16 protein-coding genes and 2 tRNA genes are annotated in these 14,264 nt (G+C 69.9%); 11 read left to right on the top strand and 7 right to left on the bottom strand.

The genetic code is table 11. From position 1 onward, the window contains the following. Complete coding sequence (locus VK923_10365) at window positions 1-480, bottom strand: GNAT family protein (GenBank protein ID HSJ45074.1); 480 nt, start codon at window positions 478-480, stop codon at window positions 1-3. 226 nt (window positions 481-706) lie between these two features. Here VK923_10365 and VK923_10370 point away from each other — a divergent pair, with 226 nt between their 5' ends. The 5 genes from VK923_10370 (at window position 707) to VK923_10390 (ending at window position 5,632) form a co-directional block, all read left to right on the top strand. Next, window positions 707-1,810: a 3-isopropylmalate dehydrogenase gene (locus tag VK923_10370; protein ID HSJ45075.1), complete on the top strand. Its 1,104-nt coding sequence runs from the start codon at window positions 707-709 to the stop codon at window positions 1,808-1,810. A 284-nt stretch (window positions 1,811-2,094) separates the two neighbouring features. Next, window positions 2,095-3,729: a citramalate synthase gene (gene cimA, locus VK923_10375; GenBank protein ID HSJ45076.1), complete on the top strand. Its 1,635-nt coding sequence runs from the start codon at window positions 2,095-2,097 to the stop codon at window positions 3,727-3,729. A gap of 120 nt (window positions 3,730-3,849) precedes the next feature. After that, window positions 3,850-5,400, top strand: a complete 1,551-nt coding sequence (gltX, locus tag VK923_10380; protein ID HSJ45077.1) for a glutamate--tRNA ligase — start codon at window positions 3,850-3,852, stop codon at window positions 5,398-5,400. A gap of 45 nt (window positions 5,401-5,445) precedes the next feature. Next, window positions 5,446-5,517, top strand: a tRNA-Gln gene (locus VK923_10385). 42 nt (window positions 5,518-5,559) lie between these two features. Continuing rightward, window positions 5,560-5,632: transfer RNA gene (locus tag VK923_10390), tRNA-Glu, on the top strand. A 192-nt stretch (window positions 5,633-5,824) separates the two neighbouring features. Here the strand turns inward: VK923_10390 and VK923_10395 are convergent. The 3 genes from VK923_10395 to cofC all read right to left on the bottom strand — a co-directional run bounded on the left by VK923_10395 (window position 5,825) and on the right by cofC (window position 7,091). Beyond that, a complete protein-coding gene (locus VK923_10395; GenBank protein ID HSJ45078.1) occupies window positions 5,825-6,217 on the bottom strand; it encodes a hypothetical protein in 393 nt (130 codons plus the stop codon). Continuing rightward, window positions 6,214-6,408, bottom strand: a complete 195-nt coding sequence (locus tag VK923_10400) for a hypothetical protein (GenBank protein ID HSJ45079.1) — start codon at window positions 6,406-6,408, stop codon at window positions 6,214-6,216. Before VK923_10400 ends, VK923_10395 begins: the two co-directional genes overlap by 4 nt. 83 nt (window positions 6,409-6,491) lie before the next feature. Beyond that, window positions 6,492-7,091 (bottom strand): 2-phospho-L-lactate guanylyltransferase, encoded by a 600-nt coding sequence (gene cofC / locus VK923_10405; protein HSJ45080.1) that lies wholly within the window; start codon window positions 7,089-7,091, stop codon window positions 6,492-6,494. 95 nt (window positions 7,092-7,186) lie between these two features. On the opposite strand from cofC, the gene VK923_10410 reads away from it, so the two are divergent. Beyond that, window positions 7,187-8,290, top strand: coding sequence for a D-alanine--D-alanine ligase family protein (locus VK923_10410; GenBank protein HSJ45081.1), 1,104 nt, complete (start codon window positions 7,187-7,189; stop codon window positions 8,288-8,290). A 26-nt stretch (window positions 8,291-8,316) separates the two neighbouring features. Here VK923_10410 and VK923_10415 read toward each other — a convergent pair whose 3' ends face one another. From VK923_10415 to rpmB, 3 genes are all read right to left on the bottom strand, one after another. After that, window positions 8,317-8,550 carry an Lrp/AsnC ligand binding domain-containing protein gene (locus tag VK923_10415; GenBank protein ID HSJ45082.1) on the bottom strand — a complete coding sequence of 78 codons (234 nt, stop codon included), beginning with the start codon at window positions 8,548-8,550 and terminating at the stop codon, window positions 8,317-8,319. 203 nt (window positions 8,551-8,753) lie between these two features. Beyond that, entirely contained in the window at window positions 8,754-9,026 is a 273-nt protein-coding gene (locus tag VK923_10420) for a DUF4031 domain-containing protein (protein ID HSJ45083.1), read from the bottom strand. Window positions 9,027-9,042: 16 nt separating this feature from the next. Next, a complete protein-coding gene (gene rpmB, locus VK923_10425; protein ID HSJ45084.1) occupies window positions 9,043-9,246 on the bottom strand; it encodes a 50S ribosomal protein L28 in 204 nt (67 codons plus the stop codon). A gap of 286 nt (window positions 9,247-9,532) precedes the next feature. On the opposite strand from rpmB, the gene recG reads away from it, so the two are divergent. From recG to VK923_10450, 5 genes are all read left to right on the top strand, one after another. Beyond that, complete coding sequence (gene recG, locus VK923_10430) at window positions 9,533-11,698, top strand: ATP-dependent DNA helicase RecG (GenBank protein ID HSJ45085.1); 2,166 nt, start codon at window positions 9,533-9,535, stop codon at window positions 11,696-11,698. 103 nt (window positions 11,699-11,801) lie between these two features. Further along, the gene (gene rsmD / locus VK923_10435; GenBank protein ID HSJ45086.1) at window positions 11,802-12,398 is read left to right on the top strand and encodes a 16S rRNA (guanine(966)-N(2))-methyltransferase RsmD; all 597 of its coding nucleotides are present in this window, start codon (window positions 11,802-11,804) and stop codon (window positions 12,396-12,398) included. A 67-nt stretch (window positions 12,399-12,465) separates the two neighbouring features. Further along, window positions 12,466-12,963, top strand: coding sequence for a pantetheine-phosphate adenylyltransferase (coaD, locus tag VK923_10440; protein HSJ45087.1), 498 nt, complete (start codon window positions 12,466-12,468; stop codon window positions 12,961-12,963). Continuing rightward, the gene (locus VK923_10445) at window positions 12,956-13,480 is read left to right on the top strand and encodes a hypothetical protein (GenBank protein HSJ45088.1); all 525 of its coding nucleotides are present in this window, start codon (window positions 12,956-12,958) and stop codon (window positions 13,478-13,480) included. Before coaD ends, VK923_10445 begins: the two co-directional genes overlap by 8 nt. A 99-nt stretch (window positions 13,481-13,579) precedes the next feature. Further along, complete coding sequence (locus VK923_10450) at window positions 13,580-14,107, top strand: DUF177 domain-containing protein (GenBank protein HSJ45089.1); 528 nt, start codon at window positions 13,580-13,582, stop codon at window positions 14,105-14,107. Window positions 14,108-14,264: the final 157 nt, after the last annotated feature.

A 14,264-nucleotide genomic window follows, 5' to 3' on the forward strand; every position in this document is an offset into this window, starting at 1 on the left:
CTACAGGTCCTGCTCCAGCAGGTCCATGAGCAGACAGTCCTGCCAGGTGCCGTCCGCGGCTCGCTCGTACTGACGCATCACGCCCACGGACTGGAAGCCGACGCGGGAGAACGTCCGGATGGCGGGATCGTTGTCGACAGCCGGGTACACCGCGACCCGGTGGTGGCTGCGGTCATAGATGAGGTGGCGCACAAGGGTGCGCACGGCGTCGGTGGCCAGGCCCTTGCCCTGCTCCTCGGGGTCAAGGAAGAGATCCATGCTGGCGTGCCGGTAGTCCCGGGCGGGCTCCTCGGCGTACTGCACCGAACCGATCACCCGTGTGTCCAGTGCGATCACGTACACGGTCAGATCGGTGCTGTCGACCAGCACGTCGCGCACCCGGGCATGGTCGTACCGCGGCCACCACCGCGTGACCTCGGGCAACGCGAGGATGTGCGTCAGCGGCTCGGCGTCGGCGGCCGTGGCCGGGCGCAGCGTCACGTGCGCTCCGTGCAACCTGGCCGCCATGCGGGGACCTCGACTTCCGCTCCGGACACCGCCTTCGACACGGCGCCTGGATCGTATCGTGCCAGATCCCGGCAGCGCGTGCTGGCGTTTCGTACGGTCCGACGGATCGGCACCCCACCGGGCTGCGTCGCCACCCGCAGATGTGGCAGGCTCTAGCTGCAGCGACGACACAGCGGCGAAACGCGCGCAAGGGAGCACGATGACCACCGCCAAGCCGGCCGCCGTGGCCGAACCCTCCTCTGACCTCCAGATCGCGGTCATCGCCGGAGATGGCGTCGGTCCGGAGGTGATCAGCGAGGCGCTGAAAGCGCTGCGCGTCGCGGCGACACGCTTCGGCTTCACCGTCGACACGACCACCTACGACCTCGGTGGACGTCGGTACCTGCGGACCGGGGAGGTTCTGCCCGACCCGGTGCTTGCCGAACTGGCCGAGCACGACGCGATCCTCCTGGGTGCGGTCGGCACGCCGGACGTTCCACCTGGTGTGCTCGAGCGGGGCCTGCTGCTGCGCCTGCGCTTCGCGTTCGACCAGTACGTCAACCTTCGACCGGTGCGGCTGCTCCCCGGGGTCACGTCCCCCGTCGCCGGTCTCACGCCCGAGCAGTGCGACCTCGTGGTCGTGCGCGAGAACACCGAGGGTGCATACGCCGGCGCCGGCGGTGCGCTGTACCTCGGCACACCCGCCGAGGTCGCGACGCAGGACTCGATCAACACCCGACGCGGCGTCGAACGGGTCGTGCGGTTCGCCTTCGAGGCCGCGCAGCATCGTGGTGGGCACGTGACCCTGTGCCACAAGACCAACGTGCTCACCTTCGCCGGTGATCTGTGGAAGCGGACCGTGGATGACGTCGCGGCCGACCATCCCGACGTCACCGTCGACTACACCCACGTCGACGCCGCGTGCCTGTACCTGGTGACCGACCCCGGTCGCTTCGACGTGATCGTCACCGACAACCTGTTCGGTGACATCATCACCGACCTCGGAGCGGCCGTGCAGGGCGGTATGGGCCTGGCGGCCAGTGGCAATCTCAACCCGACCGGTATCGCCCCGAGCATGTTCGAGCCGGTGCACGGGTCGGCTCCGGACATCGCCGGGACAGGCCAGGCCAACCCGGTCGCCGCGGTGCTGTCGGTGGCGATGTGCCTCGAGCATGTCGGTCACGACAAGGCGGCGACCTCGATCGACAACGCCGTCGCCGCGATCCTGCCACAACTCGCCGCGATGGGTGGCGACGCGATGGGCTACTCGACCAAGGAGATCGGTGACCGGATCGCCCAGGCCGTCGCGTCAGGCGCGGCCTGAGCGTGTGGGACGCGGGCGACCGCCTGCACCGGTGGAGCCTGCGAGCCGGCCAGGTTGAGTTTCGCCAGGGCCTTGGGCACAATCGCAGCCATGCGTGCGATCACGTCTCCCACTGCCGCGCTGCACGAAGGCGCGGACCACCGCCGGCCCACCGCCGGCGCCAGCGACGTGATCATCATCCGCAGGTCCCGTTAGGGCCGGCAGCTGGTGCCGGGCCGACGGGGTCCGCACCAGCGCGCTCCGCAGCCCGGCATCGGCCAGCACACCACCCGAAAGGCCATGCCGTGACCGTTACCTTCGAGCAGCAGCCCCACGCGCGTCCAGCCGTGCCCGCGCTGTACGACACGACCTTGCGCGACGGGACGCAGCAGGAGGGCATCTCGCTGACGGTCGACGACAAGCTGCGTGTCGCCAGGATCCTCGACACCCTCGGCGTCGCGTTCGTCGAGGGTGGCTGGCCCGGCGCGAACCCCAAGGACACCGAGTTCTTCAAGCGGGCCGCCTCGGGAGATCTCAAGTTGACGCGCGCCGTCCTCACGGCGTTCGGCATGACCCGTCGCCCCAACGCCGACGCCGCCGGTGACCCCACGCTGGACGCGCTGCTGACCGCCGAGACGCCGGTGATCTGCCTGGTCGGCAAGTCCGACATCCTCCACGTCGACACGGCGCTGCGCACCAGCGGCGACGAGAACCTGGCCATGGTCGCCAGCTCGATCAAGCTGCTACGCGACGAGGGCAGGCGCGTGCTGTTCGACGCCGAGCACTTCTTCGACGGCTACCGCCGGGACCCCGCGTACGCGCTGGCGGTGCTGCGCGCTGCCGCCGATGCGGGTGCGGAGTGCGTCGTCCTGTGCGACACGAACGGTGGTGCGCTGCCCGCACAGGTCCACGACGTGGTCTCGACCGTCGTGGCCGAGCTCGGCGCCGGGGTGGACGTCGGCGTCCACGTCCACAACGACGCCGACTGCGCCGTCGCCAACTCACTCGTCGGCCTGCAGGCCGGAGCCAGCCACGTGCAGGGGACCGTCAATGGCATCGGCGAGCGCTGCGGCAACGCCAACCTGATGTCGCTGATCCCGAACCTGAAGTTGAAGCTCGGTCTCGACGTGGTCGACGACGCCGACCTGTCGCGGTTGACCCGTCTGGCCCACGAGGTCGCCGAGATCATGAACCTCACACCCGATCCCCATGCGCCGTACGTGGGACACGCGGCGTTCGCGCACAAGGCGGGCCTGCACGTGTCGGCGCTGGCGCGGCGCACCGACCTGTACCAGCACGTCGAACCCGATCTGGTCGGCAACTCGCTGCGGCTGCTCGTCAGCGAGCTGGCCGGCCGGTCGACGGTCGTGCTGAAGGGGCGCGAGCTGGGACTCGACCTCGCGTCGGACCGCGTGGCGGCGGACCGCGTCCTCGAACGGGTCAAGGAGCTCGAGCACATCGGCTACACCTTCGAGGCCGCCGACGCGTCGTTCGAGCTGCTGGTGCGTGCCGAGACCGGGATGCTTTGGGAGCACTTCCGCCTCGAGAGCTACCGGACGATCGTCGAGCGGCGCGACGACGGGACCGTGGTCGCCGAGGCCACCGTGAAGGTGTGGGTCGACGATGAGCGCTTCATCGGCACTGGCGAGGGCAACGGGCCCGTCGACGCACTCGATCACGCGTTCCGTGCCGCCCTGTCGGATCGGCTGCCCTCGATCGCCCGGATGCACCTGCGCGACTACAAGGTGCGCATCCTCGACGCCGGCGCCGGCGCCGGCACCGGCGCGACCACCCGCGTGCTGATCCGCTCGACCGACGGCGAGCGGGACTGGGACACGGTGGGCGTGTCGTCGAACGTGATCGAGGCGTCATGGAAGGCGATGGAGGACGCGTACGCCACGGCGTTCCGGCTGGCCGTCGACAGCGGGACGTCTGCGTAGGCGCCCGCGCTATCGTCGCAGGCAGTCCACTGCGCCCGATGTGCCGGTCTGTGATCGTTCGGGATCCTGTGGACGGGTCCGAAGGGTCGGCGCGCACTTCATCACCAGAGAGGTCTTCTGATGTCCACACCGACACCGCGGGTCCGCTTCTGCCCGGCACCCAGCGGACGGCTGCATGTGGGCGGGGCCCGCACCGCGCTCTACAACTGGCTGCACGCCCGCCGCCACGGCGGCGCCTTCGTGTTCCGTGTCGAGGACACCGACGCCCAGCGTGCCACCGACGCTTCGCTGCGGGGGATGGTCGACGCGCTGCGGTTCCTGGGACTGACCTGGGACGAGGGCCCCGAGGTCGGCGGGCCGTACGGACCGTACCGTCAGAGCGAGCGTCAGGCGCTGTACGGCCGGGTCGCCGACCTGCTGCTGGCCTCCGGTGCCGCCTACGAGGCCTTCGAGACGCCCGAGGAGCTGGCGGCCCAGCGGGAGGCGGCGCAACGGGAGGGTCGCGCTCCGGGCTACGACGGTGGCCACCGCGACCTCAGCGAGGAGCAGCGCTCTGCGTTCCGCGCCGAGGGTCGCGCGCCGGCGCTCCGCCTGCGGACGCCGGACAGCCGTACGATCGAGGTCGTCGACCTCGTGCGCGGTGAGGTCGCGTTCGACTGGACGGATGTGTCCGACTTCGTGGTCCGGCGTGCTGACGGCACGGCGACATACCTGCTGGCCAATACCGTCGACGACCTGGCGATGGGCATCACGCTGATCGCCCGTGGCGAGGACCTGCTGTCGGCGACGCCGCGCCAGCGCCTGCTGATCGATCGCCTGCTCGCACGTGGTGACGATGGGCGGACCGTGCTCCAGACCGCGCTGAAGGCTGTCGGCATCGCAGGTGTGCCCGAGCCTGAGGTGCCCGCATACGCCCACCTGCCGCTGCTGGTGGGCGACGACCGCAAGCCGCTGTCGAAGCGCCACGGCTCGGTCGCCGTCGACGAGTTCCGCCGTCAGGGCGTGCTGCCTGAGACGCTGGTGAACTTCCTCGCGTTGTGCGGCTGGAGCTACGACGGTGTCACCGAGCGCTTCACGACCGAGGAGCTCATCGAGCGGTTCTCGTTCGACCGTGTCGGGCGCAATCCGGCCGCGTTCGACACTGACAAGCTGCGGTCGATGAACGGCGACCGCATCCGCGACCTGCCGGTCGACGACCTGGCCGGCCGCCTCGTACCGCTCCTCCAGGCCGACGGGGCCCTGTCCGGTGAACCGACCGACGAGCAGCGCGCGCTGCTCGTCGCGCTGACGCCGCTGATCCAGGAGCGCATCCAGATGCTGGCCGAGGCAGTGCCCCTGATCGGCTTCTGCTTCGCCGACGAGGTCACCTACGACGATGCGGCGGTCCGCAAGCATTTGAAGCACCGGGCGGGGGAGGTCCTCGACGCTGCCGCGCCTGCGCTCGCGGGTCTCTCGTCGTGGACGACCGACGAGATCATGGAGGCGCTGGACGGCATCGCTCAGGATCTCGGCCTGGGGCGGGGCAAGACGTTCCAGCCCGTCCGCGTCGCAGTCACGGGCACGGCGGTCAGCCCGCCGCTGCCGGAGACCCTGGCCGTCATGGACCGCGACGTGGTGGTGGATCGGATCCGTGCTGCACGGTCGCTCGTGGCCGCTCCCTCCAGCGCCTGACCTGTTGTTGGGTACACCCGCCGCTGCTATGGTCGGGACCGCCCTTCGGGGGTGGTGTAATTGGCAACACAGCTGGTTCTGGTCCAGTCGTTGAGGGTTCGAGTCCTTCCCCCCGAGCAAGTGCGACTGGGCGTCCTGCGCTAGGATCCCGGTTGACATGGCCCCGTCGTCTAGCGGCCTAGGACACTGCCCTCTCAAGGCAGCGGCGCCGGTTCAAATCCGGTCGGGGCTACGTGTTGTCGTCTTCCTGTCACTCTTCGACGCACCCGCAGCGCGTCCTGAGTGCTGGTGGCTCGGCGAACGTCGGGGTGGTGTAGCGGAGTTCGGGGTGGTGAGCGCATTTCGGCCCATGCGCGAAGTGTGACTACCACCCCGAAGTTCGTGGCCGAAGGTGGTGCAGCGACGTTCGGGGGTGGACGCGGCGTCAGGAGGCGGGCCGCAGGATCGCTCGGCGGATGCGGCGGGTAAGCAGCAGCCCGAGCTCCGAGCCTGCGAGCATGATGCCGACCACGCTGCCCGCTCCGCGGAACGGCACGGCGGCGCCGAGCAGTGTAACGGCGGCAACCAGGACCCCCAGTGGCCAGGCCCACGGGCGGCGTCGTGCCACGCCGTAGGCCACGCCGCCGTGGAGGCAGGCTGCGACGGCGAAGGCGATGGCCGCCGGCACGACAGGCGCCGAGCCGCCCGGACCGAGTGCGGACACGACCGGGATCCGCACACCAACGTGCCCGACGGCAAGCAGCGCCGACCCGACGGCGAGCGCTGCGCTGATCCACGCGACGGCGTCAACCGCCGCGCCTCGGGTGGCGTCGGTCACAGGCTGACGATCTGGAGGTCGGTGACCCGCTCACCGTCACGGCGGAAGCGGACACGCTGGCCGAGTCGCAGCTCGACGAGCCCGCTGTCGACGAACGCCTGGGTGTCGAAGCTGAGCTCGGCGCTCTCGTCGTCGACCAGGGTTCCGGCGCCCGACTCGATGTCGAAGTCCTTGATGGTTCCCTGCGGCATGTCGTGCTCCTCGGCGGTGGTCTCTCGTCAACTGCAGGAGGTGCCCGGTCCCGTGTACAGCGGACCGGCCGGCGCCGGCGCAGCTATGTGGCGCCGGGTCGGCCGAGAATGCCAGCGTAGCGATGCAGGTCTCCGGCACGGTCGACGTCATGGACGAGGCCGGATGTCGACAGCAGCACGGTGCGCACCCCTACCCGTTGACCTGCAGCGAGGTGCGCGGCCGCGGATGCAGGACCGAAGGCTGGTTCGATGACGTCGGCGGGGCGCCGAAGCAGTGCACCCGTGCCACCGTCATGGGTGCGGGCGACGACCACAGCCGGGCCGACCGCACCGGCGGCTGCGACGCGGTCGATGTCGGTCACCGTCAGCCGGGGCAGGTCGGCGACGACGACCAGCGACGCGTCGCCCGAGATCCGGTCGGTGGCGTGCGCCACCGCGGCATTGAGCTCGGCAGTCGGCTCACGGAGCCAGGTCACGCCAGCTCCCCGTGCGAGCGCTGCGCCGTGCTCGTCGCCGACGACGGCGCAGACGTCGGTGATGGCGGATGCCGCTGCGCAGACGCCGACGACGTGGGTGAACAGACGGGCCATCAACGCCGCCCGCTCGCCGTCGTCCAGGTGGCCGGCCAGGCGCTGCTTGGACCTGTGCAGGGCCTTGAGGGGCACGATTGCCGTGATGGACACCTGTGCACTGTAGATCGAGCCCGCGCAGGAGGCTCTAGACTCCTCCGCACCATGATCACCCGCCCGCTCCACGCCACAGTCGACGGCCTCCCGCGATGGTGATTGGGCTGCATCCCGTTCGCGTCCTCGTGCTGTTCGGCGGAAGGTCTCCGGAGCACGAGATCTCGTGCCTGTCCGCGCGCAACATCGTTGCGGCGCTCGACCGCGACCGGTACCGGGTGACCACGGTCGGCATCACCCGTGACGGCAGGTGGACGCTGGTCGACGACGTTCCCCAGGCCAGCGACGGCCTGCCGAGCGTGCCCGACGACGGCGACACGGTCGGGCTGGTCAACGGCGTCAAGGGGCCGCGGCTGGTCCGCTTCCGCGATGACGACGAGGTGGATGTCCTCGGCCCCGTCGACGTCTGCTTCCCGGTGCTGCACGGCCCCTACGGGGAGGACGGCACCGTACAGGGCCTGCTGGCCAGCATGCGGGTGCCGTACGTCGGCGCGTGCGTCGCGGCAAGCGCCATCGGTATCGACAAGCGCCAGATGAAGAACGTGTTCACCGCCCGCGGCCTGCCACAGGTGCCCTACGTCGTCGTCCGGCGATGGCGGGTCGAGCAGGACCGGTCGGGCGTGCTCGACGAGATCGAGGACCAGCTGCCCTATCCGATGTTCACCAAGCCGGCCCGGCAGGGATCGTCGATCGGGATCCGCAAGGTCCGCCACCGCCACGACCTCGCGGCCGGCATCGACGAGGCGCTCGACTACGACCGCTGCGTGCTGGTTGAGCAGGGGCTCGAGGACCTGCGTGAGCTGGAGTGCGGTGTGCTCGGCAACGCCGAGATCGAGGTCACGTTCCCGGGCGAGGTGCTGACGGGCAACGAGTTCTATGACTTCGAAGGCAAGTACCTCGATGACGACCTGCAGCTGAGGTGTCCGGCCGATGTCCCCGACGACGTGCGTGACAGGTGCATGGAGCTCGCCCGCAGCGCCTACCTCGCGATCGGTGCGCGGGGCATGGCGCGGGTGGACCTGTTCTATGCGGGCGGCGAGGTGCTGCTCAACGAGATCAACACCATCCCCGGCTTCACCGCGGCGTCGATGTTCCCGTACGTGTGGGAACGGCAGGGGCTCGGCACCCCGCAGCTGGTCGAGCGGCTCCTCGAGCTCGCGTTCGAGGCGGCCGACTCCGAGGCCCGCTTCTCACCCTGACGGGAAGCACCTCGGCATCCGGGTGCTCAGAGGCTGACCACCGGGCAGGTCAGCGTGCGGTCGATACCGTCGATCGCCTGGATCCGTGCGACGACCAACCGGCCCAGCTCGTTGATGTCGCTCGCGCATGCACGCACGATCACGTCGTAGGGCCCGGTGACGTCGTCACTCGACTCGACGCCGGGCAGGGCGCGGATCGCCTTGGCCACGTCCGCCGACCGGCCCACCTGCGTGAGGACGAGGATGTAGGCCGTGATCATGTCCCGGACCCGTCACCACCGCTGTGTCCCGCGACTGATGTGACGCGCGTCACATCCACGGAACACGATCTGCCACTGCCGCTCATGTCACCCTCTCGCGCGCCATGGCCACGGCCGCGGGCACGGGGACCGCGACCACGTCGATCCTCACACGTTCGGTGGCCGAGCACCAGCGCGACGTCGCGCCATGCGCGGGTTCTACGTCAGGGTGAGTCGGGGCGGTCGCGACGTCGGCGGCGCAGGCCGGCGGTACGGAGCCGGCGCACAAGGTCACGGCTGTCGATCGGAGTGGCGCCGAGCGCGACGGCGTCGTCCCACAGGTGCTCGGGTAGGTCGTAGTGGTCGCCCTGGAACCAGTCGCGGCGCAGGCCGAGCCGGGCCGCGAAGTCGTGGAGCTCGTCGTACGCGGTGTCGCTGGCCAGGTGCGACCAGCGTTGACCGCGCCACCGCCACACCGGCGGGTCGATGAGGATCACGCCGGTGCGGCGACGATCAAACCGTGCGCTGCGGTGGCCGCTGCACCTTGCCGGCCTTCATGCAGGACGTGCACACGTCCCTACGGCGGGTCCGCGTGCCGTCCCAGACGCGGATGCGCTGGATGTTCGGGTTCCAGCGTCGCTTGCTCCGGCGGTGGGAGAAGCTCACCTGGTAGCTGAAGTGTGGGCCTTTTCCGCAGATCTCGCAGACGGCAGCCATCGGGTGGTCCTTCGCGTTCGGTACGTCGTGATCGTCGCCGGCCGGGTCGGGTGCGGGGCGCGGGGCCCGCGGGCGTGTGCCGCCGTTTCGTCCGCGGGCGGTCGGCGTTGAGCGCAGCCGCAGGGCGTGCGCGGCAGGCACAGCGAGGACCGCGGAGCAATGATGGGTCGCCGACGCGCGAACCGGCAGTCGGAATAGTACCGGCGCCCGGTGGCTTCGCAAGGCGTGGAGTCCGGGCTGCGTACACTCGGGAGGCCATCGCACCGACCGACGACGTCGAAGGACCATGGACACGCAGGACCAACTCGACGACCACGTGACGTGGCAACGCGGTGACGCGGCGACCTGGCTCGATGCGGCGGTCACGGAGGTTCCGGGCGTGAGCGCACGGATCGCCGGCGTGCTGCGGTCAGCGTTCGGCATCACCACGGTCCGGGAGCTCGTCACCCACTACCCGGTGCAGGGCAAGTACCGGGATCTCGGCGCCGTCGAGGAGCCCACTCTGGAGCTGCTCGACGAGCAGATCACGATCATCGGCGTGATCGATCGCTGGCGGATCATCCGGCCGCGTCGCCGAAAGCTGACGATCGCGCGTGCGCGCGTGCGGACCGACGGTGGGGCACTCGTGGACGCGCCGTTCTTCAATCAGGAATGGCGCGCACGCCGTCACCCCGAGGGCAGCAGGGTCGCGCTCGCGGGCACGCTCGAGCGGTTCCGGGGCGACCTGCAGCTCAAGAATCCCACGGTCGTGGAGCTGGACGACGCCGGTGGCGTGGCGTCCGAGGCGCGCATCGTGCCGACCTACCCGGCGACCGAGAAGCTCTCGAGCGCGCGGCTGCGGGGGCTCATCGAGTCCGCGCTCGACGAGCTGGCCCCGGTGGAGGACTTCGTGCCGATCGTGCTACGCGCGGCGCATGGCCTGGTCGAGCTCGATGACGCGCTGCGCACCATCCACCGGCCGGAGTCGTTGGCAGCTGTCCGTCCGGCCCGAGACCGGCTGGTCTACGACGAGCTGCTCACCCTGCAGGTGGGTCTGCAGCGGCGCCGCCACCGCTTGGAGGCCGATGAGATCGGGCTGGGGCAACCACCGGTCACCGGCGCGCTGGTGTCGCAGCTCGCCGTCGGGCTGCCGTTCATGCCGACCAAGGCACAGCTGAACGCCTTCGCGGAGATTGACGACGACATGGCCGGGCCCCGCCCGATGCACCGGCTGCTGCAGGGCGACGTCGGTGCGGGCAAGACCCTCGTGGCGGCGCGGGCCATGCTGACGGCCGTGGACAACGGGCGCCAGGCGGCGCTCATGGCACCCACCGAGGTGCTCGCCGAGCAGCACGTCCGCACCTTCGAGCAGCTGCTGGCACCGCTCGGGCTGAACATGCTTGACGGTCCGCGGCTCGCGCTGCTGACCGGTAGCACGACCAACGCCCAGCTGCGGCAGATCCTGGCACAGCTCGCCGCCGGCGACATCCAGATGGTGGTCGGCACCCATGCGCTCCTCGAGCCCAGGGTCATGTTCCACGACCTCGGCCTGGTGGTCGTCGACGAGCAGCACCGCTTCGGCGTGCGTCACCGGGCCAGGCTCAAGGACAAGCGCGAAGACGGTCGGTCGCCCGACGTGCTCGTCATGACCGCGACGCCGATCCCGCGGTCGCTCGCACTGACCATCTACGGTGACCTGGACGTCACGATCCTCGACGAGCTCCCTCCGGGACGTCAGCCGATCACGACGACGGCGCTGCACAGCGACTCGCCGCGGCGGGGACGCCTCTACGACTTCGTCCGCCAGCGGGTCGCGGCAGGGGAGCGTGCGTACGTGGTCTGCCCGCTGGTCAGCGACTCCGAGGCGCTCGAGGACGTCGCGTCGGCAGAGACGATCCGTCGGCGGCTGGCCGACGAGGTGCTCCGCGACCTCGACGTCGGCCTCGTCCATGGCCAGCTGGCTTCGTCCGAGAAGGACGAGGCCATGGCCGCGTTCCGCAGCGGCGCCACGCAGGTGCTGGTCTCGACGACGGTCATCGAGGTGGGCGTCGACGTGCCGGAGGCCACGATCATGATCATCGAGGACGCCGACCGGTTCGGTCTCAGCCAGCTCCATCAGCTGCGTGGCCGCGTCGGCCGTGGCAGTGGCCGCAGCTACTGCGTGCTGTTCTCCCGCGCCCCCGAGGACAACGAGCGCCTCGAGGCGCTGGTGAAGACGAGCGACGGGTTCGAGCTCGCCGAGATCGATCTGCGCCTGCGTGGCGAGGGCAGCCTGTTCGACACACGGCAGTCCGGCCTGCCGGACCTCAAGCTCGCCAAGCTCATCCGGGACGAGCACTGGGTGAAGCACACCCGTGACGACGCCCGTGCGCTCGTGGAGACCGAGGGCGGGCTGGACCCGTACGCCGAGCTGGAACAGGAGGTCCGCCGCCGCTACGGCGACGCACGCATCGCCGAGCTCGAGACGTCATGACCTCATGCAGCGGCAGCGGTAGGTCACGTGACCTGACCTCATGCAGCGGCAGCGGTAGGTCGCATGGCCTGACCTCCTGCGCTGGAGCGGCGGGTGGGGTCCCATGACGCGCGTCGTGGCCGGCACCCTCGGCGGACGGCGTCTGGACGTCCCGAAGGGTCGCGCGGTGCGGCCGACCAGTGACCGGGTGCGGGAGGCGTTGTTCTCGACACTGGGCGACCGTGTGGTCGGAGCGAAGGTGCTCGACCTGTTCGCCGGCACGGGGGCGCTCGGCATCGAGGCGCTGTCACGCGGTGCTGCCCACGCGACGTTCGTCGAACGCGACCCCGCGGTAGCGCGCGTACTGCGGGCGAACCTCGAGGCGCTGGGGCTGATCGCCGATGTGCGGGTCGTCACCGCGGCCCGGTACGTCGACGAGGTCGCGACGGACGCCGACGCACCGGTCTTCGACGTGGTCCTGTGCGACCCGCCCTACCATGGGTCCGCCACCGACGTGGTGGTCCTGCTGGACTCCCTGGTGCGCGGTGGCCACGTGGCGCCCGACGCCCTCATGGCCATCGAACGCTCACGGCACGGTGACGCGTTCGTGCTCCCGAACGACATCCTCGCCGTCACGGATGTGCGCACGTACGGCGACACGGTGTTGTACTACGTGCGGAGCGGAGCAGCCGACGAGCAGGAAGGTGGTCCGGACGCGTGAATGCCTCATGCAGCGGCAGCGGTGGGCACACGTCGCGTGGCTCATGCAGCAGCGGTAGGCACACGTCATGAGCAATGCGGCGGTGTGCCCCGGGACGTTCGACCCGGTCACCAACGGTCACGTCGACGTGATCGAACGCGCCGCGGCGCATTTCGACCACCTACTGGTGGCGTGCCTGCGCAACGTCGGCAAGCAGCCGCTGTTCGAGCTCGACCGGCGCGTCGATCTACTCGAAGTGGCCACGTCACACCTCGATAACGTCGAGATCGCCACGTTCGAAGGGCTCCTGGTCGACTTCTGCCGCGCGCATGACGTCCGGATCGTGGTGCGTGGCCTGCGTGCGGTCAGCGACTTCGAGAGCGAGCTCGAGATGGCCCAGATGAACCACCGCCTGGCCGATGTGGAGACATTCTTCGTCGCGACCAGTCCACTGCACTCGTTCCTGTCGTCCACACTGGTGAAGGAAGTGGCACGCTTCGGCGGTGACGTGACGCCGTTCGTGCCGGCGGCGGTCAACGACAGCCTGCGGGCGAAGTACGCCAGCAAGGGGACGTCAGATGAGTGAGATCACGCTGGGCGAGCTCGAGGAACGCCTCGACGAGCTCGAGCTGGCCCTGTCAGAGGCGCGGCCGATGCCACTGTCGGCCTCTGTGCTGGTCAGCCGTGAGGCGCTGACCCAGCTGGTCGGGGAGATCCGCGAGCTGCTGCCCGACGAGCTGCGCCAGGCCCGGTGGGTGCTGCGGGAGCGCGAGAGCCTTTTGGAGGAGGCCGAGCAGACCGTGCAGCGCATCGTCGCCGACGCACGGCAGGAGTGCATGCGGCTGGCGGGGGAGACCGAGGTGATGCGCACGGCCGAGCGGGAGGCCAAGCGCGTCCACCGCGAGGCGACCGAGCAGGCGCGTACCATGAAGCTCGAGGCGGAGGACTACATCGACGGCCAGCTCGCGCGCTTCGAGCTGATCCTGACCAAGACCCTCAAGACGGTCGCAGCGGGCCGTGACAGGTTGCGCTCGGATGGCGACGACATGTCGATCGACCTGACCGGCAATGACCAGGCGCTGTTCGATCACGAGCGCGCCTGAGCCGACTCGGCCGGGACAGTGCCGCACACCTCCGTGATATGCTTGAGTGTTCGTACAATCTGACGCCCGCTGCGTCTTCCGACTGCCTGCTTCAGACCCATGCCCTCACCTGCCGACACGCTGATCGACGTCCGTTCGTTGATCGACCGGCCGGGAGCGACCAGGTCGCTCGACCGGCATGTCGCCGTGCCCGCGAACTTCGCCGATGAGTTGATCGAGGTCGGTCCGCGGGTGACGGTCGTGGCCATCATCGAGCGCGTGGTCGACGGTCTGCTGGTGCAGGGCACGGTGACGGCACCGGCACGGGTCGCGTGCGCCCGGTGCCTCGCCGAGCGCGACGAGCAGATCCACGCCGACGTCATCGAGATGTTCAGCGCCAGGGTCGGCGCGGAGGAGGACGTCGAGCCTGGGTACGACATCGTCGACGCCACCATCGACATCGACACGCTGATCCGGGACGCACTGGCCACCGTCATGCCGGTCCGGCCGCTGTGCCGCCCGGACTGCGTCGGGCTGTGCCCCGTCTGCGGCACCGATCTGAACGTCGCGCCGTGCAACGGCCACCCCGAGCAGCAGGACCCACGGTGGGCCGCCCTGTCCGAGCTGCGTCTTCCGGACGCCCGCTAGCAACGAAAGACCGTCATGGCTGTCCCAAAGCGCAAGAAGTCACGCTCCCGCACGCGGCACCGCCGGTCAAACTGGCTCGCATTGCGCAAGCCCACGATGTCCACCTGTGGACAGTGCTCGTCCCCGCTGCAGCCCCATACCGTGTGCGGCGTCTGCG

The sequence above is a fragment of the Euzebyales bacterium genome, assembly GCA_035461305.1.
Taxonomy (GTDB): domain Bacteria; phylum Actinomycetota; class Nitriliruptoria; order Euzebyales; family JAHELV01; genus JAHELV01.

What these genes read in the sequence shown, in the direction of transcription:
- rpmB (HSJ45084.1), bottom strand. Translation starts at nt 9,246, where the DNA reads ATGGCTGCCGTCTGCGAGATCTGCGGAAAAGGCCCACACTTCAGCTAC.
- VK923_10370 (HSJ45075.1), top strand. Translation starts at nt 707, where the DNA reads ATGACCACCGCCAAGCCGGCCGCCGTGGCCGAACCCTCCTCTGACCTC.
- rsmD (HSJ45086.1), top strand. Translation starts at nt 11,802, where the DNA reads ATGACGCGCGTCGTGGCCGGCACCCTCGGCGGACGGCGTCTGGACGTC.
- coaD (HSJ45087.1), top strand. Translation starts at nt 12,466, where the DNA reads ATGAGCAATGCGGCGGTGTGCCCCGGGACGTTCGACCCGGTCACCAAC.
- VK923_10410 (HSJ45081.1), top strand. Translation starts at nt 7,187, where the DNA reads ATGGTGATTGGGCTGCATCCCGTTCGCGTCCTCGTGCTGTTCGGCGGA.
- VK923_10445 (HSJ45088.1), top strand. Translation starts at nt 12,956, where the DNA reads ATGAGTGAGATCACGCTGGGCGAGCTCGAGGAACGCCTCGACGAGCTC.
- recG (HSJ45085.1), top strand. Translation starts at nt 9,533, where the DNA reads ATGGACACGCAGGACCAACTCGACGACCACGTGACGTGGCAACGCGGT.
- gltX (HSJ45077.1), top strand. Translation starts at nt 3,850, where the DNA reads ATGTCCACACCGACACCGCGGGTCCGCTTCTGCCCGGCACCCAGCGGA.
- VK923_10450 (HSJ45089.1), top strand. Translation starts at nt 13,580, where the DNA reads ATGCCCTCACCTGCCGACACGCTGATCGACGTCCGTTCGTTGATCGAC.
- VK923_10400 (HSJ45079.1), bottom strand. Translation starts at nt 6,408, where the DNA reads ATGCCGCAGGGAACCATCAAGGACTTCGACATCGAGTCGGGCGCCGGA.
- VK923_10415 (HSJ45082.1), bottom strand. Translation starts at nt 8,550, where the DNA reads ATGATCACGGCCTACATCCTCGTCCTCACGCAGGTGGGCCGGTCGGCG.